The 24846-nt window shown below is 62.0% G+C and carries 21 protein-coding genes; 17 read left to right on the plus strand and 4 right to left on the minus strand.

The features are described 5' to 3' along the window. The first annotated feature begins 285 nt into the window (after positions 1–285). The 17 genes from AC245Y_RS17850 (at position 286) to AC245Y_RS17930 (ending at position 20213) form a co-directional block, all read left to right on the plus strand. Positions 286–624: a hypothetical protein gene (locus tag AC245Y_RS17850; protein ID WP_011653302.1), complete on the plus strand. Its 339-nt coding sequence runs from the start codon at positions 286–288 to the stop codon at positions 622–624. 140 nt (positions 625–764) lie between these two features. Continuing rightward, the gene (locus tag AC245Y_RS17855) at positions 765–971 is read left to right on the plus strand and encodes a hypothetical protein (protein WP_012758797.1); all 207 of its coding nucleotides are present in this window, start codon (positions 765–767) and stop codon (positions 969–971) included. A gap of 158 nt (positions 972–1129) precedes the next feature. Beyond that, on the plus strand, positions 1130–1936 hold the full coding sequence (locus tag AC245Y_RS17860) for a pseudouridine synthase (RefSeq protein WP_017995042.1): 807 nt from the start codon (positions 1130–1132) through the stop codon (positions 1934–1936). A 14-nt stretch (positions 1937–1950) separates the two neighbouring features. After that, entirely contained in the window at positions 1951–2637 is a 687-nt protein-coding gene (locus AC245Y_RS17865) for a phosphoribosyltransferase (protein WP_020487025.1), read from the plus strand. Positions 2638–2740: 103 nt separating this feature from the next. Continuing rightward, a complete protein-coding gene (locus tag AC245Y_RS17870) occupies positions 2741–4483 on the plus strand; it encodes an SLC13 family permease (protein WP_017995044.1) in 1743 nt (580 codons plus the stop codon). Between the two features lie 84 nt (positions 4484–4567). After that, the gene (locus tag AC245Y_RS17875; protein WP_017995045.1) at positions 4568–5512 is read left to right on the plus strand and encodes a phosphoribosylaminoimidazolesuccinocarboxamide synthase; all 945 of its coding nucleotides are present in this window, start codon (positions 4568–4570) and stop codon (positions 5510–5512) included. 96 nt (positions 5513–5608) lie between these two features. Beyond that, on the plus strand, positions 5609–6211 hold the full coding sequence (locus tag AC245Y_RS17880) for a TetR/AcrR family transcriptional regulator (protein ID WP_012758802.1): 603 nt from the start codon (positions 5609–5611) through the stop codon (positions 6209–6211). A gap of 169 nt (positions 6212–6380) precedes the next feature. After that, positions 6381–7592, plus strand: a complete 1212-nt coding sequence (locus AC245Y_RS17885) for an efflux RND transporter periplasmic adaptor subunit (protein WP_017995046.1) — start codon at positions 6381–6383, stop codon at positions 7590–7592. 48 nt (positions 7593–7640) lie between these two features. Continuing rightward, positions 7641–10751 (plus strand): efflux RND transporter permease subunit, encoded by a 3111-nt coding sequence (locus tag AC245Y_RS17890; protein ID WP_017995047.1) that lies wholly within the window; start codon positions 7641–7643, stop codon positions 10749–10751. A gap of 150 nt (positions 10752–10901) precedes the next feature. Further along, positions 10902–12335 (plus strand): efflux transporter outer membrane subunit, encoded by a 1434-nt coding sequence (locus AC245Y_RS17895; RefSeq protein WP_017995048.1) that lies wholly within the window; start codon positions 10902–10904, stop codon positions 12333–12335. Positions 12336–12509: 174 nt separating this feature from the next. After that, positions 12510–13553 carry a LacI family DNA-binding transcriptional regulator gene (locus tag AC245Y_RS17900; RefSeq protein ID WP_017995049.1) on the plus strand — a complete coding sequence of 348 codons (1044 nt, stop codon included), beginning with the start codon at positions 12510–12512 and terminating at the stop codon, positions 13551–13553. 107 nt (positions 13554–13660) lie between these two features. Beyond that, complete coding sequence (locus AC245Y_RS17905) at positions 13661–14581, plus strand: nucleoside hydrolase (RefSeq protein ID WP_026157463.1); 921 nt, start codon at positions 13661–13663, stop codon at positions 14579–14581. Then, positions 14578–16365, plus strand: coding sequence for an adenine deaminase (locus tag AC245Y_RS17910; protein ID WP_017995051.1), 1788 nt, complete (start codon positions 14578–14580; stop codon positions 16363–16365). The genes AC245Y_RS17905 and AC245Y_RS17910 overlap by 4 nt, the downstream gene beginning before the upstream one ends. A 314-nt stretch (positions 16366–16679) precedes the next feature. Beyond that, positions 16680–17612, plus strand: a complete 933-nt coding sequence (locus AC245Y_RS17915) for a metal ABC transporter substrate-binding protein (RefSeq protein WP_017995052.1) — start codon at positions 16680–16682, stop codon at positions 17610–17612. Further along, entirely contained in the window at positions 17609–18514 is a 906-nt protein-coding gene (locus AC245Y_RS17920) for a manganese/iron ABC transporter ATP-binding protein (RefSeq protein WP_003542638.1), read from the plus strand. Before AC245Y_RS17915 ends, AC245Y_RS17920 begins: the two co-directional genes overlap by 4 nt. Beyond that, positions 18511–19371 carry an iron/manganese ABC transporter permease subunit SitC gene (gene sitC / locus AC245Y_RS17925; RefSeq protein WP_017995053.1) on the plus strand — a complete coding sequence of 287 codons (861 nt, stop codon included), beginning with the start codon at positions 18511–18513 and terminating at the stop codon, positions 19369–19371. The genes AC245Y_RS17920 and sitC overlap by 4 nt, the downstream gene beginning before the upstream one ends. Continuing rightward, entirely contained in the window at positions 19368–20213 is an 846-nt protein-coding gene (locus tag AC245Y_RS17930; protein WP_017995054.1) for a metal ABC transporter permease, read from the plus strand. The genes sitC and AC245Y_RS17930 overlap by 4 nt, the downstream gene beginning before the upstream one ends. A gap of 82 nt (positions 20214–20295) precedes the next feature. On the opposite strand, the gene AC245Y_RS17935 is transcribed toward AC245Y_RS17930, so the two are convergent. From AC245Y_RS17935 to AC245Y_RS17950, 4 genes are all read right to left on the minus strand, one after another. Further along, entirely contained in the window at positions 20296–21465 is a 1170-nt protein-coding gene (locus tag AC245Y_RS17935; protein ID WP_017995055.1) for a M20 aminoacylase family protein, read from the minus strand. A gap of 199 nt (positions 21466–21664) precedes the next feature. Continuing rightward, positions 21665–23170 (minus strand): tripartite tricarboxylate transporter permease, encoded by a 1506-nt coding sequence (locus tag AC245Y_RS17940; RefSeq protein ID WP_026157464.1) that lies wholly within the window; start codon positions 23168–23170, stop codon positions 21665–21667. 9 nt (positions 23171–23179) lie between these two features. Further along, on the minus strand, positions 23180–23641 hold the full coding sequence (locus AC245Y_RS17945) for a tripartite tricarboxylate transporter TctB family protein (protein ID WP_012758816.1): 462 nt from the start codon (positions 23639–23641) through the stop codon (positions 23180–23182). A 220-nt stretch (positions 23642–23861) separates the two neighbouring features. After that, entirely contained in the window at positions 23862–24845 is a 984-nt protein-coding gene (locus tag AC245Y_RS17950) for a tripartite tricarboxylate transporter substrate-binding protein (RefSeq protein ID WP_017995058.1), read from the minus strand. Position 24846 lies beyond the last annotated feature (1 nt).

Consider the following 24846-nt stretch of genomic DNA (forward strand, 5'->3'; position numbering starts at 1 on the left):
TTGATTCGGCTGGCATTTTTGCCGGTCGATATTATCCACAGGGCGCCCTTTCGGGACGCATTCCCGAAAATTCCTTTATCAGTTGGTCAAAAATCCATCGGCAAGTCGTTCTCGACCCCCGAAAGATCATAAGAAAACAGGATCTTGCGCGAAATTATGGTTAACGGAGGATTAAAGCGCCTCCGACCGGCAAGCTTTAAATTTGCGTCACAAATCAGCGGCTGAGATTTCGGAACCTATCACCGAGTTGGGTGTTGTCTTTCCCATTGAAGGAAGGAGACCGACATGGCTGCCAATACCGATGATATCAGAGCATCTGTCAGCAAGGACATCGCCGCACTCCAACAGGAAGTCTCGCGCCTGCAGAAGATGATTTCCGCTCAGGGCGCTGAAGCCTATTACGAAGTGCGTGGCCGCGCCGGCAAGGTCTATGACGAAGCCCTGCCCCGAGCAAAGAACGCCGTCGCCCAGATCCGGGCCGAAGGTGTGGCTGCCGCCGACGCTGCCCGCGAGCATCCGACTGCAACGACCACTGCCCTGGTGCTTGCAGGCGCCATTGGCTTCCTTGCCGGATACCTGCTTTCCGGCAGTCCGCAGCCGCAGCCTCGCCATTGGTGGCGCTGAACACGCCATATCCACCCATAAACCAGTCTTTTGCGCACCCGCCGATCCGTTTTTCGGCAGGGTGCGTAAATGCTTATGTCTTAGAAAAACCAATTTTTAATGCCAGCTATGGGAACATAAAAAACGAAGGGAGGACTACCATGGAAAACAAGAGGGCCAACTGCATTATCGAAGTCAGTGTCGACAGCGCCGATGGCCGCTATGCGGTCGGCATTATGAATATGCGCCAGGCACTCGATCTGCCGGAAATGCCTAGTCTGTCCTACACACATCCGGACCCGGTCAAGGCCGCCGCCGGTATCGTCGTCAGCCGCAAGGAACTGGCCGGCTTCATGGTCTGCCGCTGAGGCAGCGCCACCCTAACAAAGCCGCGACGGCGCTTTATCCAAAGCGCTGAGCCCTTTTTGCAGCGCCTGTTATTCCCCTCGTTTTTTATTCACGCAGCTGGCATCCTTCTGTCGTTCATGCCAAAAAAACGGCATCAAAAGCAGGATAAGGATGGCAGATGAGGGAGCGGCGCCCACCGCACAAGACGCGTGAACGGACAAAGCCCGCCGATAACGCCGCGGCCAAACGGGTCACCCTTCCCCGTGCCCTTTCCAAGCTCGGTTATTGCTCCCGCACGCAGGCCGAACGCCTGATCGCCGAAAATCGTGTTGCGGTTGACGGCCGAACCGTCAGCGATGCCTCCGCATGGGTCGATCTTGCCACGGCAAGCATCAGCATCGACGGCCTTGTCATCGCTGCCGAAGCGAAAATCTATCTGATGCTCAACAAGCCCCGCGGTCTCGTCACCACCCGCCACGATCCGGAAGGCAGGCCGACGGTCTATGATTGCCTCAGGGATTTCGACATCCCGCATCTCTCTCCGGTCGGCCGGCTCGACAAGGCGAGCGAGGGCCTGCTGCTTTTCACCAACGACACCGAATTCGCCCAGATCCTGCTCGATCCGGTCACGCATGTGACGAAGACCTATCATGTCCAGATCGACCGCATCATGGACGACGAGGACATTGCCGCGATAACAGCGGGCATCCGCCACGACGGCGAGCTGCTGACGGCGACCGCCGCGCGGCGCCTGCGCCAGGGCGACAGGAATTCATGGATCGAGGTCGAGCTCGACGAGGGCCGCAACCGCCAGATCCGCCGCATGCTGGAGGCGCTCGGAACCGAATGCCTGCGCCTCGTGCGCGTCGCAATCGGCGGGCTCGAACTCGGCGAATTGCCGAAAGGCGCCGTGCGTGCGCTGACCGAACCGGAATTGCAGGCACTGCGCCGGAAAACAGGCATGGAGAGGACGAGACGCAATTGACCGCTGTGACGGAGATGGCGCCGCATGATTTCTGGCAGGAGCTTCACCCGCCCGGCACCTTTGCCGGCAATGGTGAATTCACCTCCTTCTATGTCGCCACGCTCGAAGACGGCCGCCAGCTTCGCCTGCCGATCCGTGAGCTGGCGGATGGCGACCGCGCCCTCGCCTCGCTGATCGTCAACCAGGCGAGCTTCGCCGTGCTCGATGCACTGGCCGAAAGCCTTGCCGAAAAGATCAGGCCCATGCGCATCGACGTCGTCGCCGGCCTGCCGACGCTCGGCCTGACGCTGGCCGCCGCCGTGGCGCAGAAGCTCGGCCATGGCCGCTACGTTCCGCTCGGCACCTCGCGTAAATTCTGGTATCGCGACGAGCTCTCCGTCGCCCTGTCTTCGATCACCACGCCGACACAGCAGAAACGCCTCTATATCGATCCGCGCATGCTGCCGCTGCTACAGGGACGACGCGTCGCACTCATCGATGACGTCATTTCCAGCGGCGCCTCGATCGCCGCCGGTCTTCATCTACTGACAGGCTGCGGCATCGAACCCGTCGTCATTGGTGCCGCCATGCTGCAATCGGAGCGCTGGCGCGAAAGCCTCGCAGCCGCCGGGCCGCAATGGAGCGCTCGCACCATCGGCGTCTTCGCAACCCCCATTCTGGAGCGGAACGCCAGAGGCCGGTGGCAGGCACCACCAGCCTGACGCGAGATATGAGGATTGTTCAATCTTTGCCTGAAGGCGCCTCTGTACAGCGCATGAGGAACGATTACAGTCCCGCCTGATCGATGAAACAACGGATCTGCCCATGTCGTTCGAGCAAGCATCCCTGCTGATCCTTCTGCTGGCGATGCTCATTCTCTTCTCGCTCGATCGCATCCGCATCGAGGTGGTCTCGATCGCCGGCTTACTTGGCGGCTATGCGCTCGGCCTTTATCCCGCCGAGCAGATCTTCACGGGCTTCGCCAGTCCCGTCGTCATCACCGTCGTCGAGATCCTGCTGATCGTCCAGGTGCTGGCGCGCGCCAGGCTCTTCGACAGTCTCGCCGCCCGTTTCGCGGCCGCAAGACCCTCGGACTTCAAGGTCATATCAGGCACGTCCTCGCTCGCCGGCTTCATGTCCATCTTCATGAACAATATCGGCGCCTTTGCGATCACCTTACCGGTCGCGCTACGTCTCGGCACGGTCCTGACGATCCCCCGCCGCCAGCTCGTCATGCCGGTCTCGTTCGCGGCCCTGCTCGGCGGCCTCGTTTCGCTGATCGGCACGCCGGCCAACCTGCTCGTCAGCGATGCGCTCGCCAAGGCGACCGGAACCGGCTTTCACTTCTTCGATTTCGCCTATGTCGGCCTGCCGATCGCCATCGCCGGCATTCTGCTCATCGCCTTTCGCGTGCAGCGCCTGTTTCCGGAACCCGACGAAACACCGGCAAAAATCTCTCCGGCCGCGCGCAGCATCGTCGTCGAGCGTCGCATCCCTGACGTCTCGCCGCTGATCGGTGTGCGGCTTTCCGATTGCCCGGTGCGTTTCGGCATCAAGCCGCACGCGCTGATCCGCGGCGACAGTTTCGTCTTCGGTCCGCTCGACCAGTCGATGATCGAACCCGGCGACGTGCTGCTTGCCGAAGGCGCCGATACAGTCTTTGCCGGCCTTGCCGCCACGCAGGTGCTGATCGCCGATGCCCATCCGCATGGCCTGCAGCCGGATTTCACCCGTGTCGAAGCCGTCGTGATGCCGGAGAGCACGTTGGTCGGTTCGCGCGTCGGCTCGCTCGAAGTCTTCCACCATCGCGGCATCGCGGTCACCGCCCTTTCCATGCGCGCGCCACGCATCGAGGGCCGCTTCCTCGACCTGCAATTGTCGATCGGTGATATTTTGACGCTGGAGGGGCCGCGCATTGCAATCGACGAAGCGTTAGAGGAAAGCGAGTGCCTGCCGCTCGCCTCGACGGCACCGAGCGAACCGGCGCTCCTATCCTGGCGGCCCTTCGCGCTCTTTGCCTGCGGCGTCGCCGCCTCGGCGGCCGGCCTACGTCCCGACGTCGCTTTTGCCGGCGTCGTGCTCGTGCTCGCTCTGCTCAATCACCTCAACATCCGTCAGGCGATGGCCGATCTCAACTGGCCGATCATCATCATGCTGGCGGCGATGATCCCGATCGGCCAGGCGGTGGCGACCACCGGGGCGGCCGAAACCATTGCCGGCTGGCTCAGCCTCGTCGTGCCGATCACCCATCCGCTCTTCGGCATCGCCCTCATCCTTTTCCTGGCCATGGCATTGACGCCTTTTGTCAACAACGCGACAGTCGCAATCGTCCTGACCCCGATCGCACTGGAATTCGCAAGAGCCGCCAGGCATGCGCCGGACGCCTATCTGATCGCGGTCGCCGCCGGCGCGTCGCTCGATTTCCTGACGCCCTTCGGCCATCACAACAACACGCTGGCAATGGGCATCGGCGGTTACCGCTTCGGCGATTTCCTACGTGCCGGCTGGCCGCTTGCCGTCACAAGTTACGGCCTCGCCCTGCTTCTTACCGGTCTGTTCTGGCTGTGACGCGATACCCGATCGGCTTGACTTCCCCAGCAATGAAACTAGAGCAGGAAGTCTTCACCCAATAATTAAGGACAGTCGAGCACCGTGCGAATTCTTTCCGAAGCCCATTTCCCGGAATTGCCGAACTATTATCGCGGCAAGGTGCGCGAGAATTACGATCTTCCGGACGGACGACGCATTATTATCAGCACCGACCGGCTGAGCGCTTTCGACCGCATCCTCACCTGCATCCCCTATAAGGGCGAGGTACTGACGCAGACGGCGCGCTACTGGTTCGAGGCGACGAAGGACATCTGCCCGAACCACGTTATCGACTATCCCGATCCGAATGTCGTCATCGGCAAGCGGCTCGACATCCTGCCGGTCGAGATCGTCGTGCGCGGTTATCTCGCCGGCACCACCGGCACCTCGATCCTGACGCTTTATAAAAAGGGCGAACGCGAGATGTACGGCATGCGTCTGCCCGACGGTATGCGCGACAACCAGATCCTGCCGGAACCCGTCATCACGCCGACCAGCAAGGAATTCGACGGCGGCCACGATGAACCGCTGACACCCACCGAAATCGTCACGCGTGGCCTTCTCACCAATGAACAATGGCAGACGCTGTCGACATATGCGCTCGCCCTCTTTGCCCGTGGCCAGGAGATGGCGGCGAACAACGGGCTGATCCTGGTCGATACCAAATACGAGTTCGGAACCGATGGTGACGGCAACATTATCCTCGCCGACGAGATCCACACGCCGGACAGCAGCCGCTACTGGCTTGCCGAAAGCTATCCGGCAAGCTTTGCCGCCGGAAAACGCCCGGAGAGTTTCGACAAGGATTTCGTCCGCGCCTGGGTGGCGGAGCGCTGCGATCCCTATAAGGACGAGATCCCGGAAATCCCCGCCGAACTGATCGAGCAGACATCGGCCGTCTACATCAAGGCCTACGAGGCGATCACCGGTGAGCGCTTCGTTCCCGACGATAGCGGCGAGACGCCGCTTGCCCGTGTCCGAACCAACCTCACCCGCTATTTTCCCTGAAAAGGCGAACGCGAGGGCCGCTCGGCTTGCGGCGTTTCGCCCAATCGCGCTAGCATTGGCAAAAAGGGGTATCGGGCTCAGCCCGGCGGGGAACAGATGGTAAGAAGGCCAAGACGCAAGGCCGAGGAAACGCGGGAAGACATTCTCTCCATGGCGGAGATGCTGTTTCGTGAGCGCGGCTTCGTCGCGGTGTCGATCGCCGATATCGCCGGCGCGCTCCACATGTCGCCCGCCAATGTCTTCAAGCATTTCCGTTCGAAGGTGGCACTCGTCGATGCGATCGCCGGACGCCATCTCGACGATGCCGCCGAGCGCTTCGCCGCCTTCGATGAGAAGCTGCCGCCAAAGGAACAACTGCTCCGCTTCATCCTGCGCCTGCTGGAAAGCCACCTGCAGGACATCCAGAAGAACCCTTATATCTTCGAAATGGTGCTTTCGACGATCGAAGCCAAACTCGAGGCCGGCAATCGTTATCGCGCCCGCATCGAGGCAAAGCTCGGCGAGATCATCCGCGAGGGCATGGCGGAGGGAAGTTATCATTGCCGCGATCCCGAGAGCGCGGCGCATACCGTTGCAGACGTCCTGGCCTGCGTGCTGCACCCTGTCCTGATCGCTCGCGACGACAAGGAGACACTCGTGCACCGCGCCGAAAAAATCGTGTGTTTCGTCCATGCCGCACTGCAAAATAGCGCTTGCTAAGTGATGATTGCTGAATTACGTCACTTCGTAAAGCTTTTCTTAAATTCGGATAACGGCATTTGAAGCCAACCCAATCCTGACGCTTATATAAGCCTGCGCTCGATCAAGCCGAGCCCGCAGGCCCGAACTCGTGGATTGAACGGCGATTGCCACCGCACAGGAATTCAGCATGATAAGGCGTGCCCTCCTCATCTCCTCGGCCCTGGCATTCGCAGCCCTTCTCGCCGCCTGCAGCGACAGTGGCTCCAAGCCCGCCGGCAATGCGGGTGCAGGCGCGGCGCAGCAGGCTGCCCCCGTCGGTGTCATCACGCTGACCAAGGGCAGCTTCCCGATCACCACGATCCTGCCCGGCCGCGCCGAGACATTTCAGACCGCCGATATCCGGCCTCAGGTCAGCGGCCTGATCCGCGAGGTCGCCTTCAAGGACGGCGGCGAGATCAAGAAGGGCGACCTTCTCTACCAGATCGAGGATGCACCCTATATCGCCGCCGTCGAGCAGGCCAAGGCGGCGATCTCGAAGGCGCAGGCGAGCGTGCCGAGCGCTGAAAGCAATCTCGACCGCTACCAGCGCCTCGTCGGCAGCGGCGCCACCCAGATCGAATTCGAAACGGCCAAGACGACGCTGCTCCAGGCCAAGGCCGAAGTCGAATCGGCGAAGGCCTCGCTTTCCGCTGCACAGATCGACCTCGACCACACCAGGATCGTCGCCCCTTTCGATGGCATCATCGACCAGACGGCCGTCAATGTCGGCAACGTCGTCTCGGCCAACCAGACGACGGCGCTGACGACGATCCGCCAACTCGATCCGATCTACATCTCGCTGACGGAATCGAGCACCAACCTCTTGAAGCTGCGCGATGCGATGGCCGCCGGCGACATCAAGGGCGAAGCCAATGTCGTCTTCCACCTGATCCTCGAAAACGGCAAGGAATACAACCAGCAGGGCAAGCTCGACATGTCGAAGCAGGTGGTCAGTGAGACCACAGGCACCTTCATCATTCGTGTGCTCTTTCCCAATCCTGACCGTATCGTGCTGCCCGGCATGTATGTCCGCGCAACCGTCGAGCTCGGCGCCGAGGCCGGTTATGCGCTGCCGCAGCTGGCGACGAGCCGTGACGCCAACGGCCGGCTGACGGCACAATTCGTTTCCGCCGACGGCAAGGTCGAAACCCGCGCCTTCGAGAACAGCTCGCCCTCCAACAATTCCTGGCTCGTGACCGAAGGCATCAAGGACGGCGATCAGCTGATCGTCAGCGGCCTGCAATCGATCACTTCAGGCATGCCGGTGAAGCCGGTCCCGATGAAGATCAACGACACCGGCGTGGTCGTGGCTGCCGAGCAGCCCGCGGCCGGTGACGCGCAGAAGCCCGCAGCGAAGTAATAGCCGCAGGCCCGCATCGTCACCGTCTCAGCCGCACAGGAACAACCGATGGCCAAGTTTTTCATCCGACGTCCGATTTTCGCCTGGGTCATTGCGATCACCATCATGCTCGCCGGCCTGCTGGCGATCTTCACGCTGTCGATCTCGCAATATCCCGACATCGCTCCGACGACGGTTCGCATCAACGCCACCTATCGCGGCGCCAGCGCAGAGACTGTCGAGAAATCGGTGACGACGATCATCGAGGACGGTATGACCGGCCTCGACGACCTCACCTACATGACCTCGACCTCATCGACGGGTTCGGCCAGCATCCAGCTCACCTTCGGGACGAGCGCCGACCCCGATATCGCTCAGGTGCAGGTGCAGAACAAGCTGCAGCTGGTTCAGTCGCAGCTTCCAAGCGACGTCATCGATGCCGGCATCAGCGTCACCCGCTCGACCTCGAGCATCCTTCTCGTCGGCTCGCTCGTTTCGACCGACGGTAAGCGCAACTCCGTCGACCTCGGCAATATCATGTCGACCTCGATCGAGGATCAAATCCAGCGCCTGGAAGGCGTCGGCAGCATCAATGTCTTCGGTTCGGGATATGCCATGCGCGTCTGGCTCGATCCGTTCAAGCTGCTGAAATACCAGTTGACGCCGAGCGACGTGACATCTGCCATCCAGGCGCAGAACACCCAGGTCTCCGTCGGTTCGCTCGGTGCCCAGCCGACGATCCCCGGCCAGCAGATCAACGTCACCATCACCGCCCAAAGCCAGCTGACCACCGTCGCCGATTTCGAGCACATCATCCTGAAGGTCGAAAAGGACGGCGCGACGGTGCGCTTGAGCGACGTCTCGCGCATCGAGATCGGACAGGAAAGCTACGGCGGCAGTTCGCGCTACAACGGCCAGCCGTCGACCGGTTTCGCCGTCAATCTTGCAATCGGCGCCAACGCCATCGATACCGCCGCCCGTGTGCGCTCCGCGCTCGAGGTTATCGGCCGCGGCCTGCCGGCAGGTGTCGAGATCACCTATCCCTACGACACCACGCCCTTCGTGGAACTGTCGATCGAGAAGGTCGTGCACACGCTGATCGAGGCGATCGTGCTCGTCTTCGTGGTGCTGCTCGTCTTCCTGCAGAATCTCCGGGCGACGCTGATCCCGACGATTGCGGTTCCCGTGGTGCTGCTCGGCACCTTCGGGGTGCTGGCGGTCACCGGCTATTCGATCAATACCTTGACGATGTTCGCCATGGTGCTGGCGATCGGCCTTCTCGTCGACGATGCCATCGTCGTCGTCGAAAACGTCGAACGCATCATGTCCGAAGAAAAGCTTTCGCCGCTCGAGGCAACGGAAAAATCGATGGGCGAGATCACCGGCGCCATCGTCGGCATCGCGCTCGTCCTCACCGCCGTCTTCATTCCGATGGCCTTCTTCGGCGGTTCGACCGGCATCATCTATCGCCAGTTCTCGATCACCATCGTCTCGGCCATGCTGCTGTCGGCGCTCGTCGCCCTCGTGCTGACGCCCGCACTTTGCGCCACGATGCTGAAGCCGGTCGGCGAACACAGGAAGCACCGCGTCGGCGACTGGTTCAACCGCAACTTCACGCGCTCGACCAACGGCTATATCAGCACCATCGGCTATCTGCTGAAGCGTCCGATCCGCGTCATGCTGGTCTTCCTTCTGGTCGGCGCCGGCTGCGCCTATCTCTTCACCCGCCTGCCGAGCTCCTTCCTGCCGCAGGAAGACCAGGGCGTGCTGCTGACCATCGTCACCACGCCGCCGGGCTCGACCACGCAGCAGACCCAGGCAGTCGTCGAAAAGGTCGAGAAATACTATCGTGAAAACGAGAAGGACGCCGTCGATTCCGTGTTCGGCGCGCTCGGCTTCGGCTTCAGCGGTTCCGGCCAGAACAGCGCCATCGTCTTCACCAAACTCAAGGATTTCTCGCTGCGCACCGATCCGACGCTGAGCGCCCAGTCAGTCGTCAACCGTGCGCTTGGCAATTTCTTTGCGATCCGCGAGGCGCAGGTCTTCGCGTTGCTGCCGCCGGCGATCCAGGGTCTCGGGGTGTCGAGCGGCTTCTCCATGTATCTCGTCGACACCGGCGGCCACGGCAATGACGCCCTGACGGCCGCCTCCAAGCGGCTGATCCAGATGGGCAATAGCTCAGGCAAGATCGTGGCGCTGCGCAGCAGCAACAAGGAAGTCGAGCCGCAGATGCGCATCGTGCTCGATCAGGAAAAGATCGGCGCCATGGGCGTCGACATCGCCTCGGTCAATTCGATGCTGTCGATCATCTTCACCGGCCGTGACGTCAACGACTTCACGCTGAACGGCGAGATCAAGCCGGTCTACGTCGAGGGCGATGCGCCCTTCCGCATGCAGCCGAGCGACCTCAACCACTGGTACGCCCGCAACAATGACGGCGAAATGGTGCCCTTCTCCGCCTTTACCCGCACGGAATGGGTGAAGGGCGCGCCCTCGCTTGCCCGCTTCAACGCCGTCAGCGCCATTCCGCTCGACGGCGCTTCCGCACCCGGGGTTTCTTCCGGCGATGCGATGAACGAAATGGAAGCACTGACCAATCAGCTCGGCGGCGGTTATACGGTCGCCTGGCAGGGCATCTCCTATCAGGAGCGGCTGTCCGGTTCGCAGGCGCCGATGCTCTACGCGATCTCGGTACTGGTCGTCTTCCTCTGCCTGGCAGCGCTTTACGAAAGCTGGTCGATCCCCTTCTCGGTGATCATGGCGGTGCCTGTCGGCATCCTCGGGGCGCTGACGGCGGCAACCCTCTTCGGCCAGGCGAACGACGTCTATTTCAAGGTCGGCTTGCTGACCACTATCGGGCTGGCGGCGAAGAACGCCATCCTGATCGTCGAATTCGCCAAGGACCGCATGGAAAGCGGCATGGGGCTCTACGAGGCGACATTGGAAGCGGCGAGATTGCGCCTGCGGCCGATCATCATGACCTCGCTTGCCTTCATTCTCGGCGTCGTGCCGCTGGCGATCGCGACAGGCGCGGGCTCGGCGGCACAGAATGCCATCGGCATCGGCGTTCTCGGCGGCATGCTGGCGGCGACAATGCTCGGAATTTTCTTCGTGCCGTCGTTTTTCGTCGTCATCCGACGCATCTTTGCCACACGCGGCAAAAATGCGGCAGGACTGTGATATAAATGCACTGTGATAATGCAGTTCCCGTTGCTACATTGCGCCCGACTGCTTCGGAATGGTGTTTTTGGTAGAACGAGGCGCGGCGGCCGATAGTGAAGCATGAAGCTTTGGACAAGAATTGACTTGCTCGAGTACAGGATGAAATGAATGGTATCTCTTCGTTTTGCCACACCGGCATTATTGTTATTGTTGTCGGGCTGCGTTGTGGGCCCGGATCATGTTCCTCCTGAGATGCCGCTGCCCGCCAAATTCGGAGAGGGTGGAACCAAGAGTGATGGCGATGTTACCACCGTGGCCTGGTGGAGCGCCTTCAGAGACCGCAAGCTGGACGGCCTCGTCCAGTCCGGCCTCGACCAGAACCTGTCAGTCCAGCAGGCGATCGAACGCATCAATGCGGCTTCCGCCAACGTCACCGTGGCAGGAGCCGGCGCCCTGCCGAACCTGACCGTCGGCGCCTCGCACACGGTCAGCGGCCAGAGGGGCGAGCTGCGCACGCAGTTCGATACGCGCAACACCAGCGGCGGCGAAGCACAGCTGACCTGGCTGCTCGATATTTTCGGCCTCTACAAGCGCAACACCGAGAGCGCTCTCGCTTCGCTCGATTCTGCTTACGCATCGGCAGACGTTGCCAAGCTGACCCTCGTGCAGGACCTCGTCTCGAGCTATATCGACGTTCGCTATTATCAGCAGCGCTTGGCGCTTTCGAAGGCCAACCTGAAGTCCCGTCAGGAAACCTACGAACTGACCAAGTTCCAGCTCGAAGCCGGCGCCGCCTCGCGGCTCGACGTCGTTCAGGCCGAAGGCCTGGTGCAGTCGACGCTCGCCGAAATTCCCGGCCTCGAAACCAACATACGGATTTCGGCCCATCACATCGCCACGCTGCTCGGCCTGCCGGCCGCAACCCTTGTCGATGATCTGCTGAAGGGCTATGGCCAGCCGATATTCCGCGGCGGCATTACCTCCGGCATCCCGGCCGACCTGATCCGCAACCGTCCCGACATCCGTGTGGCGGAACGCGACCTCGCAGCTGCAACCGCACTGATCGGCGTAGCCCAGGCGCAGCTCTATCCGAGCATCTCGCTCAGCGGCTCGATCTCGCCGGCCTACATCAACCAGCGTGGCATCCATGGCGGCCTGACGCCCTGGTCCTTCGGCCCCACCCTCAACCTGCCGATCTTCGATGGCGGTACCCTGCGCGCCGGCGTCAAGACGGCGCAGTCCAATGCCGCAGCGGCCTATCTCAACTGGAAGTCGACGGTACTGACCGCGATCGAACAGGTCGAGAATGCACTTTCGGCTGTCCGGCGCGACGCCCGCACGGTTTCGGCGCTTCAAGCCCAGGTGAAGACCACACAGGAAACGCTCGAACTTTCGACCGCATCCTACAAGGACGGCGCTTCTTCGCTGCTCGACGTTCTAGACGCCCAGCGCCAGGTTTCGCTCGCCCAGGCAAGCCTTGCCGCAGCCGTCCAGCAGATGGCCAAGGACTACGTGTCGCTGAACATCGCAGTCGGCGGCGGGTTCGCCCCCGGCGGCAAGACCACCGCACCGGCAGTGAAGGTTGTGGCTGTCAAGGGCTGACAGCTGCTTCAATCGACCTGAGAAGTACAAGGCCTCGCGATCGTCTCGCGGGGCTTTTTCTTATCCGAGGCGTGCCGTAGCAGAATAATGCGCATAAGATGAATTCGGATTCGACAGGCGGGATAAGCTGAGCTATCACTTTGATTAAACGATTAATCAGAATGATCGTCAATCATGGCAGCACCGCGCCCGGGACCGAACCTCAGCAGGATAGCAACGTCGCTCGGCGTCTCCGTCGCCACGGTCTCCAATGCGCTTTCTGGCAAGGGCCGAGTTTCCGGCCAACTGGTTGAAAGGATCCGTGAGCATGCAGCCGAGCTCGGTTACGTCCCGAGCCAGGCCGGGCGGGCGCTACGGACCGGCCGCAGCGGCGTCCTCGGTCTGGTGCTGCCCGATATCGCCAATCCGCTGTTCCCGAAGATTGCGCAGGCGATCGAATTCGCTGCCTCCGCCGCAGGTTACGGCGTGCTGATCGCCGATTCCCGCGGTGATGTCGCCGCCCAGACCGAGGCCATCAACCGGCTGGTCGAGCGCGGCGTCGACGGCATGGTCATCATTCCCCGCCGCGCCACCCGTATTTCGTCCGCCGCCTGTCCGGTCGCCATCATCGACACTCCCTCGACACCCGGCAACACCGTTGCCGCCGACCATTGGCAGGGCGGCCATGAAATCGCCGGCCATCTCGCAGGCCTCGGCCATCGCCGTATCCTCATCATCGGCAACAATCAGGAATCCAACGTCCAGAACGACCGTGCCGGCGGCATTCGCTCCGGCATGCGCCCGGGCATGCATTCGGAAACGCTGTGGATCGACAGGTTGGAGCAGGAGAACGGCAGCGGCTGCCCGCTCGGCCTCGCCGAAAAAGTCGGCCAAGGTTTCACCGCCTTCGCAGCCCTCTCCGACCTGCAGGCGCTGCGGGCGCTGACGGAGTTGCAGCAGGCGGGCATCAACATTCCCACTGACGTCAGTGTCGCCGGCTTCGATGACCTCATCTGGTCGCCTGTTGTTACGCCGTCGCTGACGACGGTCCAGATGGACATGGATAGAATTGCCGAAATTGCGGTGTCGGCGCTGGTGGATACCATAAGAACAAGCAGCATCCGGGAGGGCGTGCTCGTTACCGCGAAGATCGAACGCGTCGCCATGCAGCTAGTCGTCCGCCAATCATCCGGGCCTGCGAAACCGGCACAAAAGACTTCAGAGATGGAGAACATGTAAGATGAAAAAAGCTTTCATTGCCTGGGCAGCCCCCCTCCTCGATACCGCGCTCGCCTTCGATCTGCCGGTTGCCGGCGCGGCAAGCCTCAAACAGTTCGGGTGAAATCATGGGCGTCTGGATCGACACGGACATGGGCTTCGACGACATCGCCGCCATTATGGTGGTGGCACAGTCTGAATTCGAGATCGACGGCTTATCGCTGGTCTTCGGCAATACGCCGCTGGCGCAGGTGAGGATAAACGCCGCCGGCGCCGCCAGCGCCTTCGGCTGGAAATTCCCCATTCACACTGGCCGCGCCACGCCCGTGCTCGGCAAGCTCGAAACTGCTCAGGCGATCCTCGGCGAAACCGGCATCCCGACATTAGGTAGGAGCCTGCCCAAGGCTCCCGCCCTTGCCGAAAGCGATGCCTTCGCGGCACTCTGCCGCTGGCTGGAGCGCCAAGGCGAGCACCGCATCCTGGCGCTTGGCCCGCTGACCAACATCGCCGCCGTGGCGCTTGCCCGGCCCGATCTTGCCGCCCGCATCACCGAACTCGTCTGGATGGGCGGCGGTGTCACGTCAGGCAACCATACGGCCTCCGCCGAGTTCAACGCGCTCGCCGATCCCGAGGCCCTGTCGATCATCATCGCCCATGGCCTGCCGCTGCGCATGGTCGATCTCGACCTATGCCGCAAGGTACTGGCCAAGCCCGAAGACGCCGAGCCGGTGCGCAATGCCGGCGGCGCCAATGCCGAGCTGATCGCCGATATGTTTTCGGGTTATATCCGCATCGGCACCAGCCGCGGCCGCCCGGCTATGGCAATTTACGATCCTTGCGCCGCCGTCGCCTTCGTCGCTCCAGATATCGTCAGCTTCCGCCCCGCGCGCATCGATGTCGAGTTGCAGGGCGCCTTGACCCGTGGCCGCACCGTCGTCGAGACCCGCGCCACGCATGCGACCTTCAATGCTCAATTCGCCGCCGACATCGATGCCGACATGGCGCGTGTCATCATTCTCGCTGCCCTGGTCAACGAGGCCCGCAAATGAACGTCATCCCGCGTCAAGAACCCGCCGATCTCAACGATCCCGCCTTGCGGGCCCGCGCCGTCACTGCTGCGCGCGGCGATGCCCCCTTCGACATGCTGATCACCGGCGGACGGCTGCTCGATGCAGTGACGGGCCTGATCCGACAAGCCGATATCGGCCTCGTCGGCGCGCTGATATCAAGCGTCCATGCCCAGGCAAGCCGCACGGATGCTATCGAGATCATCGATGCGGCGGGCAGTATCCTGACGCCCGGCCTGATCGACACGCACATGCATGTCGAAAGTTCGATGGTGACACCCGCCGAATATGCGAACGCCGTCTTGCCACGCGGCGTCACCACGATCGTCTGGGATCCGCATGAATTCGGCAACGTCCATGGGCTCGACGGCGTGCGCTGGGCGATCGAGGCGGCGCGCAGCCTGCCGCTGCGCATGATCCTGCTCGCGCCCTCCTGCGTGCCCTCCGCGCCGGGCCTGGAACTTGCCGGCGCCGATTTCGATGCCTCCATGATCACCGAGATGCTGCACTCCTCCGCCATCGGCGGCGTCGCCGAAGTCATGAACATGCGCGGCGTCATCGACGGCGATCCGCGCATGACTGCCATCGTCAATGCCGGGCTAGCCGCCGGCAAGCTCGTCTGCGGCCATGCCCGCGGCCTCGAAGGCGCCGATCTCAACGCCTTCATGGCCTCGGGCATCACCTCCGACCACGAACTGACCTCCGGCGCCGATCTCCTCGCCAAACTTTCCGCCGGCCTGACGATCGAGCTGCGCGGCTCTCACGACCATCTGCTGAAGGAGTTCGTCGAGGTGCTGAACGGTCTCGGCCACCTGCCTCCGACCGTCACGCTCTGCACCGACGACGTCTTTCCGGACGAACTCCAGGAAGGCGGCGGCCTCGACGACGTCATCAGGCGCCTGGTGCGCTACGGCATGAAGCCGGAATGGGCCATCCGTGCCGCGACCTTCAACGCTGCACAACGTCTGAAGCGCTCCGATCTCGGCCTCCTCGCTGCCGGCCGCCGCGCCGATATCGTGCTCTTCGAAGACCTCGCGGAATTCCGGGCGCGGCAGGTGATATCATGCGGCCGCCTCGTCGCCCGCAACGGCAGCATGCAGGTGGCCGTCAAGCAGATTGATACGGCGCCGCTTGTCAATTCGGTGAAGCTGCCGCGGCTGACCGAGAATGATTTCCGCATTCCGGCGCAGGGCGAGCGCGTCCGCGTCGCCACCATCGACCGCCCGCGCTTCACGCAATGGGGCGAGGCCGAAACCGAGGTCAGGGATGGTTTCATCGTGCCGCCGGCCGGCAGCGCCCTGATTTCAGTCGCCCATCGCCACGGCAAGGCCGACAGCGCCCCGCGCGTCGGCTTCCTCACCGGCTGGGGCAAATGGAATGGCGCCTTCTGCACCACCGTCTCGCATGACAGCCACAACCTCACCGTCTTCGGCGGCAATGCCGGCGACATGGCGCTCGCCGCCAACGCCGTCATATCAGCCGGCGGCGGCATGGCCGTCGCCAAGGACGGCCGGATCGAGGCGATGCTGCCGCTGCCGCTCTCCGGCCTGGTGACGGATGCATCGCTGAAGGACACGGCGCTGGCCTTTGCCGGCATCCGCAAGGCGATGGAAAAGATCGTCACGTGGAAGCCGCCCTATCTGGTCTTCAAGGCCTGCTTCGGCGCCACGCTCGCCTGCAATGTCGGCCCGCATCAGACCGATCGGGGGATTGCCGATGTGGTAACGGGCAAGGTGCTGGAAAACCCCGTGCTGAAGGTCTTGTAAAGGCCGGGGGCCGCAAGCTCCGTCATGAGAGCGTGCCGTGTGCCCCTCAAACGCCTAACCGATCGAACCATGCGCCGTTGCGGCAAATCCCGGTATGCGTTGTTCGACATGAGGTTGACCCCAGCCAGCCCGTCGGGGCCTGCTGTCATCTTTTTCGGCCTCCAGTTCGGATCATTGTTGCAATTCATTCTTAATTGCACAATAGTCGAAGCAAGGGTCATCAAGCTTTTTTTGCAAATCATTCTGAATCGCAACTTGTTCGACTTTCCGCAGCTTTTGCAATTCGGTCGCAATAGCAGCAAGAGGAGAAATATATGCTCTATAGGGAAAGACGGTCGATTTTGGCCGGAATGATAGGGGTGGCATTCGCAGCCGTGCTGGTTGCCTTTCCCGCCGCTGCCCAACAGACAACCAATTCGAAGTTCAAGGTGGTGACGACCTTCACGGTGATTGCCGACATGGCAAAAAACGTGGCCGGTGATGCCGCGATCGTGGAATCGATCACCAAGCCGGGCGCGGAGATCCACAACTATGCGCCGACGCCGGGTGACATCCAGCGGGCACAAGGTGCACAACTCATTCTCTGGAACGGCCTCAATCTGGAGCGCTGGTTCGAAAAGTTCTTCCAGAACCTGCACGACGTCCCCGGTGCCGTCGTCTCCGATGGCATCGAACCGATGGGCATCTCGGAAGGCCCCTATGAAGGCAAGCCCAATCCCCACGCCTGGATGTCGCCGAAGAACGCCCTGATCTACGTCGACAATATCCGTGATGCTTTCGCACAGTATGATCCGGCGAATGCGGAGACCTACAAGGCCAACGCCGAGGCCTACAAGCAGAAGATCGAAGCGACGATCACTCCGATCCGCGCCACCCTCGAAAAAATTCCCGAGGACAAGCGCTGGCTGGTTTCAAGCGAGGGCGCCTTTTCCTATCTCGCACGCGATTTCGGGCTGAAGGAACTCTATCTCTGGCCAATCAACGCCGACCAGCAGGGCACGCCCCAGCAGGTCCGCAAGGTGATCGATGCGGTGAAGGAAAACCAGATTCCAACCGTCTTCAGCGAAAGCACCGTTTCCGATAAACCAGCCCGGCAGGTGGCGCGCGAAACCGGCGCGCATTATGGCGGTGTGCTTTATGTCGACTCGCTGAGCGAAGCCGACGGCCCGGTGCCAACCTATATCGATCTTCTGCGCGTGACCTCCGATACCGTCGCGAAGGGTCTTGCCGATGGGTTGTCGCAATGACCGTGCTGCTTGGCAATCTTGTCCGTCCCGCATCCTCGGATGCGGGATCGGGGATCACGGTAAAGGATGCGACCGTCACTTACCGCAACGGACATACGGCCCTGAGGGACGCGAGTTTCCAGATCCCCACGGGCACGATCGCCGCGCTGGTCGGTGTCAACGGTTCCGGCAAGTCGACGCTCTTCAAGTCGATCATGGGTTTCGTGCGTCTCGCCAGGGGCCACATTCGCGTGCTTGGCATGCCGGTCGAAGAGGCGCTGCGCAAGAACCTCGTCGCCTATGTGCCGCAATCGGAAGAAGTCGACTGGAATTTCCCGGTGCTGGTCGAGGATGTCGTGATGATGGGGCGCTACGGCCACATGGGCATGATGCGCATCCCGAAGGCCGCGGACCACGAGGCAGTGGCCTCCGCGCTCGCCCGCGTCGCCATGAGCGAGTTCCGCAAGCGCCAGATCGGCGAGCTCTCCGGCGGCCAGCGGAAGCGGGTCTTCTTGGCGCGAGCCCTGGCACAGGACGGCCGGGTCATTCTGCTCGATGAACCCTTTACCGGCGTCGACGTAAAGACCGAGGACCAGATCACCAAGCTCCTGCGCGAACTGCGGGATGAAGGCCGGGTCATGCTGGTCTCCACCCACAATCTCGGCTCCGTGCCGGAGTTCTGCGACCGGACCATTCTGATCAAGGGCACGGTGCTTGCCTACGGCCCGACCGTCGAGACTTTTACGCAGGAAAATCTGGAAAAGACCTTTGGCGGCGTGCTGCGTCATTTCGTGTTCAGCGAAGCGCAGAGCGGCAGGCCAACGTCGATCGGCGTCATAACCGATGATGAGCGCCCCCTGATCATGCAGGGTGGCAAAGCGACCGCCCGGAGGTCCGATAGTGGCAATGGGGGCCGGGAATGATAGCCGACCTCCTGCAGCCCTTCACCTATGAATACATGCTCAATGCCATGTGGGTGTCCGCCCTTGTCGGCGGCGTCTGCGCTTTCCTCTCCTGTTATCTGATGCTTAAAGGCTGGTCGCTGATCGGCGACGCGCTCTCGCACGCGATCGTTCCCGGCGTTGCCGGCGCCTATATGCTCGGACTTCCCTTTTCGATCGGAGCCTTCTTTTCCGGAGGGCTCGCTGCCGCAGCGATGCTTTTCCTCAACCAGCGCACCAAGTTGAAGGAAGATGCCATCATCGGCCTGATCTTCTCCTCGTTCTTCGGGCTGGGCCTGTTCATGGTTTCGCTCCAGCCTATGGCGGTCAACATCCAGACGATCGTGCTCGGCAACATTCTCGCCATCACGCCCGAGGATACGCTGCAACTCGCCATCATCGGCTTCGTGTCGCTGGCTGTCCTGCTCGTCAAATGGAAGGACCTGATGGTCACGTTCTTCGACGAGAGCCATGCTCGATCGATCGGTCTCAATCCGACCGTTCTCAAGGTCATTTTCTTCACGCTGCTGTCTGCCTCCACCGTTGCGGCGCTGCAGACAGTCGGTGCATTCCTCGTCATCTGCATGGTGGTGACGCCCGGCGCGACCGCCTATCTGCTGACCGACCGCTTCCCGCGGCTGCTTGTGATCGCGGTCATCATCGGGTCGATGACCAGTTTCGTCGGCGCCTATGCGAGTTACTTCCTCGACGGCGCGACAGGCGGCATCATCGTCGTGCTGCAGACGGCCATCTTCCTGATCGCGTTCTTCTTCGCACCCAAACACGGCATGCTGGCGGCACGTAGACGCGCCGCGCAGGCGCTGGAGGCAGCGCCATGAACATGGTCGAGACGCTTCTTTCGCCTTTCCAGTTCGGCTTCATGGTCAATGCGCTGGTGATCTCGGTGCTGGTCGCAATCCCGATGGCGCTGTTGTCCTGCTTCCTGGTTCTGAAAGGCTGGTCTCTGATGGGAGACGCCATCAGCCACGCCGTCTTTCCCGGCGTGGTTATCGCCTATATCGTCGGCATACCCTTCGCGGTCGGCGCCTTCGTGGCCGGCATGTTTTGCGCTATCGCTACCGGTTTCCTGAAGGATAACAGCCGTATCAAACAGGATACAGTGATGGGCATCGTTTTCTCCGGCATGTTCGGGCTCGGCCTGGTCCTTTATGTCAAGATCCAGTCCGACGTGCATCTCGACCACATCCTGTTCGGCGACATGCTCGGTGTCTCCTGGCGCGACATCGGGCAGTCGGCCGTCATTGCCGCGATCACGGCTGTCATTCTTGGTGTGAAGTGGAAGGACTTCCTGCTGCACGCCTTCGACCCCGCCCAGGCGAGAGCGGTAGGCCTCAGGATCAACCTGCTGCATTACGGCCTTCTCGCCCTCATCTCGCTGACGATCGTCGGTGCCTTGCAGGCGGTAGGCATCATCCTTTCGATCGCGATGCTGATTGCGCCGGGAGCCATCGCCTTCCTGCTCACCCGCAAGTTCAGCACGATGCTGCTCCTCTCCGTCGCCATTGCCGTGATCGGTTCCTTTGTCGGCGTCTACCTGTCCTTCTTCATCGACAGCGCGCCGGCGCCGACCATCGTGCTTGTGCTGGCGATCGGCTTCGTGTTCGCCTTCATCCATGCCACGCGCGGGACGGCCCGGGTTGAGGAATCGCCGATGGACTGATGGACATTGACGAATGTAACAATTTGAACTGCTGCCTAATTCCTACAATCGATTCCGATTTGGGCAATTAGGCAGCAGATAATCAAACCTTCAATTCTCGCTCGACCAGCGCCACCCAATAGGCCGCCCCATATCCCAGCGCTTCATCGTTGAAATCATAGGCCGTATTATGATGCAGCGCCCCATCCACCGCCGGGCCGTTGCCGAGCCAGACATAGCAACCCGGCGCGTTCTGGGCGAAGAAGGCGAAATCGTCGCCTGCCGTCGACGGCGGAAAGCTTGTCTGCACCTTCCCGCCGAAAACCGCGCCGGCCACTGCCAGCGCCCGTGCGGTCGCATCCACGTCATTGATGACAGGCGGAATCCGCCGCTCGAATGCATAGTCCACAGCAATGCCGTACATAGCCGCAGTGCCATGCGCCAATCGTCCGATCTCGGTCTCCAACTGGTCGCGCACATCGGGCGAATAGGCCCGCGCCGTCCCACCGATCTCGACGATATCAGGAATGACGTTCAGCGCCTTCGAGTCGCCCGCCTGCAGGAAACAAGCGCTGACGACGGCCGGTTGCAGCGGATCGACCACCCGTCCGACGATCGTCTGCAGCGATGACAGGAAGGTCCCGGCCGCCGTGATCGGATCGCGGCCGAGATGCGGCTTGGCGCCGTGCGTGCCGGTCCCACGGAAGGTGATGCGCCAGCTGTCGGAGGAGGCAAGCTGCGGCCCCTCGACCACGGCAATCTCATCGACCGCAAGCCCAGGCATGTTATGCAGCCCATAAACCGCGTCGCAGGGGAAAAGCTTGAACAGGCCCTCCTCGACCATGCGCTTTGCTCCGCCTCGCCCTTCCTCGGCCGGCTGGAAGATGAAATGCACCGTGCCGGAAAAATCCTGCGTTGCCGCTAGATGTCGCGCGGCGCCAAGCAGCATCGCCGTATGGCCGTCATGCCCGCAGGCATGCATCTTTCCGGGCACGGTCGATTTATAGGGCCGCTCCGCCATTTCAGGCATGGCGAGCGCATCCATGTCGGCGCGCAGCCCGATCCTGCGTGTGCCGTTGCCGAGCTGCAGCGTGCCGACCACGCCGGTGCCGCCGAGGCCGCGATGCACCGTGATGCCGGCTTCCTCGAGAAGCCTCGCGACGATGCCGCCGGTGCGCTCCTCCTCGAAACCGAGTTCGGGATGGGCGTGCAGGTCGCGGCGCAGGGAGGTCAGAAACGGCAGATCGTCCTTGATCCGGGCGGGAATGCTCATGGCGCAATGCTCCTGGGGCCTGGATATTCTGTCAAACGAAACGGGCGCCCAACCGGCGCCCGCGTCAGATTATCTCTTGTTCATCAACCAGGCAGTAAGTTCAATCCCCAAGAACAGGATGATTTTAGGCCGGCCTAAAATCTGAATCCTTAGGGCATGATGTCGTCCGAAAACTGCTCACACTTTTCGGCATCATGCTCTAGCCCTCCTCGACGAACACCTCCTCACGCTTCTTCTTGACGCTCGGCAGGAAGACGACAATGAGGACGGCGACCGCAATGGCCAGAAGAATGGCGCTGATCGGCCGCGTGACGAAGGTCGTCGGATCGCCGCGCGACAGGATCATGGCGCGCCGGAGGTTTTCCTCGAGCAGCGGCCCGAGCACGAAACCGAGCAGAAGCGGCGCCGGCTCGCAACGAAGCTTTGCTAGCACATAGCCGATGAGCCCGAAGAAGGCGACGGCGTAGAGATCGTAGACGTTGGCGTTGACGCTGTAGACCCCGATCGAGCAGAAGGCCATGATGATCGGGAAGAGTACGTAGTAAGGCACGGTCAGGAGTTTCACCCAGAGCCCGATCAGCGGCAGGTTGAGGATGACCAGCATCAGATTGCCGATCCACATGGAGGCGATGATGCCCCAGAACAGCGCCGGCTGCTCGGTGGCGACGTTCGGACCGGGCACGATACCCTGGATGATCATCGCCCCGACCATCAGCGCCATGACGGGGTTGGCGGGAATGCCGAGCGTCAAGAGCGGAATGAACGAGGTCTGCGCACCGGCATTGTTGGCCGATTCCGGTCCTGCGACGCCGGCAACCGCGCCCTTTCCGAACTCCTCCGGCGTCTTCGACATCCGCTTTTCCACCGTATAGGAGGCGAAGGAGGCAAGGATGGCGCCACCGCCCGGCAGGATGCCAAGCGCCGAACCGATCGCCGTACCGCGAATGACCGGTGCGATCATCTCCTTGAATTCCTGGCGGGACGGCAAAAGGCCGGTGACCTTGGCCATCAGCACCGTGCGTGTCGACTCGCCTTCGAGGTTGCGCAGGATTTCCGCCACTCCGAACACGCCGACGGCAAGCGCCACGAAGTTCAGCCCGTCAGCATATTCGCGGATGCCGAGCGTGAAGCGCGGCGTGCCGGTATAGATGTCGGTGCCGACGAGACCGAGCAGCAGCCCCAGCGCCACCATCGCCAGCGCCTTCACGACAGAACCGTGCGCGAGAGCGATCGAGGAAACGAGACCGACGATCATCAGCGAGAAATATTCCGCCGAACCAAATTGCAGCGCGATTGCGGTCAGCGGCGGTGCAAAGATCGCCACGAGAAAGGTTGACACAGTGCCGGCAAAGAACGAACCCAATGCTGCGATGGCAAGCGCTGCGCCTGCCCTGCCCTTGCGGGCCATCTGGTAGCCGTCGATCGCGGTGACGGCAGAGGAGGATTCGCCCGGCATGTTGATCAGGATCGCCGTCGTCGAGCCGCCATACTGGGCGCCATAATAGATGCCGGCGAGCATGATCAGCGAGGAGACCGGTTCAAGCTGGAAGGTGATCGGCAAAAGCATGGCGATCGTCGCCGTGGCGCCGATCCCGGGCAGCACGCCGATCAGCGTGCCGAGCAGCACGCCGATCAGGCAGAAGAACAGGTTTTCCGGAGTGCCGGCTGTTGCAAAGCCGAGCGCGAGATTGCTGAAAAGATCCATCATCGTCTCCTAGAACCGGACCCAGGGGCCGAAGCGCTCGAAAGGCAGGCCGAGCCCGTAGCTGAAGACCCCAACCGAAAAGATCGTCAGCAGCAGCGACAGCACGATCGCGAGGAACACGTTCATCTTTTGCGATGCGAAGCAGGCGATGAAGGCGGTGAGGAACAGTGACGGTGCAAATCCGAGACCGCGCACCGTCAGCCCGAAGAATACCGGTGCCGGCAGGATGAAGAGCATGCCGCGCCAGGCAAACGGGTCGATCGGCTCGCCCTCGACCCGCAGCGCCTGAATGAAGATGATCGCGCCGAGAAGCACGAGCACGCCGGCAAGCACCAGCGGAAAATAACCGGGGCCCATGCGCACTGCCGTGCCGAGGTCGAGCCCCAGCGACTGGATGGCGAAGAAAGCACCGGTCGCGACGAAAAGCGCGCCGCAGATCGCATTGGTCGTATCGAAACTGATGGACTTCATGGTCTCTCCTGGGGTTGGAGATTGTTCGTGTAACGCCGTCACAAAGGAGCTAGCCCCTCATCCGCCTGCCGGCACCTTCTCCCCATAAACGGGCAGAAGGGAAAATGCTGCAAGCCCTTCGCCCCTTGCCGCCGTTGGGTGACGCAAGTCCCCTCTCCCGTTCACGGGGAGAGGGTTGGGGTGAGGGGCTCTTTCGGCATATCCTGGACGAGGACAAGCCTCAGTCAGCATATTCGCCGGCGGCCTCGATGACCGTTTTCCAGCGGGTGATCTCGCTTTCGAGCTTGGCCTTCAGCGCCGCCGGCGTCGCATCGGCGTCAGAGGATGGCGCCGTACCGAGCTCGGCGAAGCGGGCGCCGACATTCGGATCCTTCAGCGCCACCTGCAGCGACTTCGACAGACGTTCGTTGATCTCAGGCGGCGTGCCCTTCGGCGTATAGATGCCGTGCCAGATTCCGACTTCAAAACCCGGCAGCCCGGCTTCGACGGCCGTTGGAATGTCCTTCATAACGTCGAGCCGTTTGGGCGAGGTCACGGCATAGGCCTTGATCGTGCCGCCCTGGATCTGCTTCGTCGTGTTGGTCGTCTGGTCGCACATGACGTCGACCTGACCGCCGAGCAGATCGGTCATGGCAGGGCCGGTGCCCTTATAGGGAACGGTCGTCAGCGGCGTCTGGATGGCGCTCATGAACATCATGCCGCAGAGGTGCGAAGCCGCACCGATGCCGGCATTGGCCACAGTCACCTTGTCCTTGTTGGCCTTGATGTAGTCGATCAGCCCCTTGAGGTCGGTCGGCTCCATGTCCTTGCGGGCAACGATCGTCATCGGCACCTCGGTGACGAGGCCGACATAATCGAAGGCGCCGAGCGTGTCGTAGGCGAGCTTGCGGTAGAGCGTGGCGCTGGTCGCCATGCCGATATGGTGCAGCAGGATGGTGTAGCCGTCGGGATCGGCACTCGCCACGCGGCCGGCGCCGAGCGTGCCGCCGGCGCCGCCGACATTTTCGACGACGATCTGCTCGCCGAGATCCTTTGACATGGATTCGGCGACCAGGCGCGCAACGGTATCCGTCGGGCCGCCGGCCGCAAAGGGCACGACCATGGTGATGGTGCGTTCGGGATAGGTCTGCGCCGAAGCGACGCTGGCGAGAAGTGAGACCGCAGCAGCCGCGGTCAGGCCGAGCATGGCCTTTAGAATTTTCATC

The sequence above is a fragment of the Rhizobium sp. SRDI943 genome, from assembly GCF_057653695.1.

What these genes read in the sequence shown, in the direction of transcription:
- AC245Y_RS17850 (WP_011653302.1), top strand. Translation starts at nt 286, where the DNA reads ATGGCTGCCAATACCGATGATATCAGAGCATCTGTCAGCAAGGACATC.
- AC245Y_RS17940 (WP_026157464.1), bottom strand. Translation starts at nt 23,170, where the DNA reads ATGGATCTTTTCAGCAATCTCGCGCTCGGCTTTGCAACAGCCGGCACT.
- AC245Y_RS17905 (WP_026157463.1), top strand. Translation starts at nt 13,661, where the DNA reads ATGGGCGTCTGGATCGACACGGACATGGGCTTCGACGACATCGCCGCC.
- AC245Y_RS17890 (WP_017995047.1), top strand. Translation starts at nt 7,641, where the DNA reads ATGGCCAAGTTTTTCATCCGACGTCCGATTTTCGCCTGGGTCATTGCG.
- AC245Y_RS17935 (WP_017995055.1), bottom strand. Translation starts at nt 21,465, where the DNA reads ATGAGCATTCCCGCCCGGATCAAGGACGATCTGCCGTTTCTGACCTCC.
- AC245Y_RS17950 (WP_017995058.1), bottom strand. Translation starts at nt 24,845, where the DNA reads ATGAAAATTCTAAAGGCCATGCTCGGCCTGACCGCGGCTGCTGCGGTC.
- AC245Y_RS17855 (WP_012758797.1), top strand. Translation starts at nt 765, where the DNA reads ATGGAAAACAAGAGGGCCAACTGCATTATCGAAGTCAGTGTCGACAGC.
- AC245Y_RS17915 (WP_017995052.1), top strand. Translation starts at nt 16,680, where the DNA reads ATGCTCTATAGGGAAAGACGGTCGATTTTGGCCGGAATGATAGGGGTG.
- AC245Y_RS17880 (WP_012758802.1), top strand. Translation starts at nt 5,609, where the DNA reads ATGGTAAGAAGGCCAAGACGCAAGGCCGAGGAAACGCGGGAAGACATT.
- AC245Y_RS17870 (WP_017995044.1), top strand. Translation starts at nt 2,741, where the DNA reads ATGTCGTTCGAGCAAGCATCCCTGCTGATCCTTCTGCTGGCGATGCTC.
- sitC (WP_017995053.1), top strand. Translation starts at nt 18,511, where the DNA reads ATGATAGCCGACCTCCTGCAGCCCTTCACCTATGAATACATGCTCAAT.
- AC245Y_RS17900 (WP_017995049.1), top strand. Translation starts at nt 12,510, where the DNA reads ATGGCAGCACCGCGCCCGGGACCGAACCTCAGCAGGATAGCAACGTCG.
- AC245Y_RS17895 (WP_017995048.1), top strand. Translation starts at nt 10,902, where the DNA reads ATGGTATCTCTTCGTTTTGCCACACCGGCATTATTGTTATTGTTGTCG.
- AC245Y_RS17885 (WP_017995046.1), top strand. Translation starts at nt 6,381, where the DNA reads ATGATAAGGCGTGCCCTCCTCATCTCCTCGGCCCTGGCATTCGCAGCC.
- AC245Y_RS17910 (WP_017995051.1), top strand. Translation starts at nt 14,578, where the DNA reads ATGAACGTCATCCCGCGTCAAGAACCCGCCGATCTCAACGATCCCGCC.
- AC245Y_RS17945 (WP_012758816.1), bottom strand. Translation starts at nt 23,641, where the DNA reads ATGAAGTCCATCAGTTTCGATACGACCAATGCGATCTGCGGCGCGCTT.
- AC245Y_RS17860 (WP_017995042.1), top strand. Translation starts at nt 1,130, where the DNA reads ATGAGGGAGCGGCGCCCACCGCACAAGACGCGTGAACGGACAAAGCCC.
- AC245Y_RS17920 (WP_003542638.1), top strand. Translation starts at nt 17,609, where the DNA reads ATGACCGTGCTGCTTGGCAATCTTGTCCGTCCCGCATCCTCGGATGCG.
- AC245Y_RS17865 (WP_020487025.1), top strand. Translation starts at nt 1,951, where the DNA reads ATGGCGCCGCATGATTTCTGGCAGGAGCTTCACCCGCCCGGCACCTTT.
- AC245Y_RS17930 (WP_017995054.1), top strand. Translation starts at nt 19,368, where the DNA reads ATGAACATGGTCGAGACGCTTCTTTCGCCTTTCCAGTTCGGCTTCATG.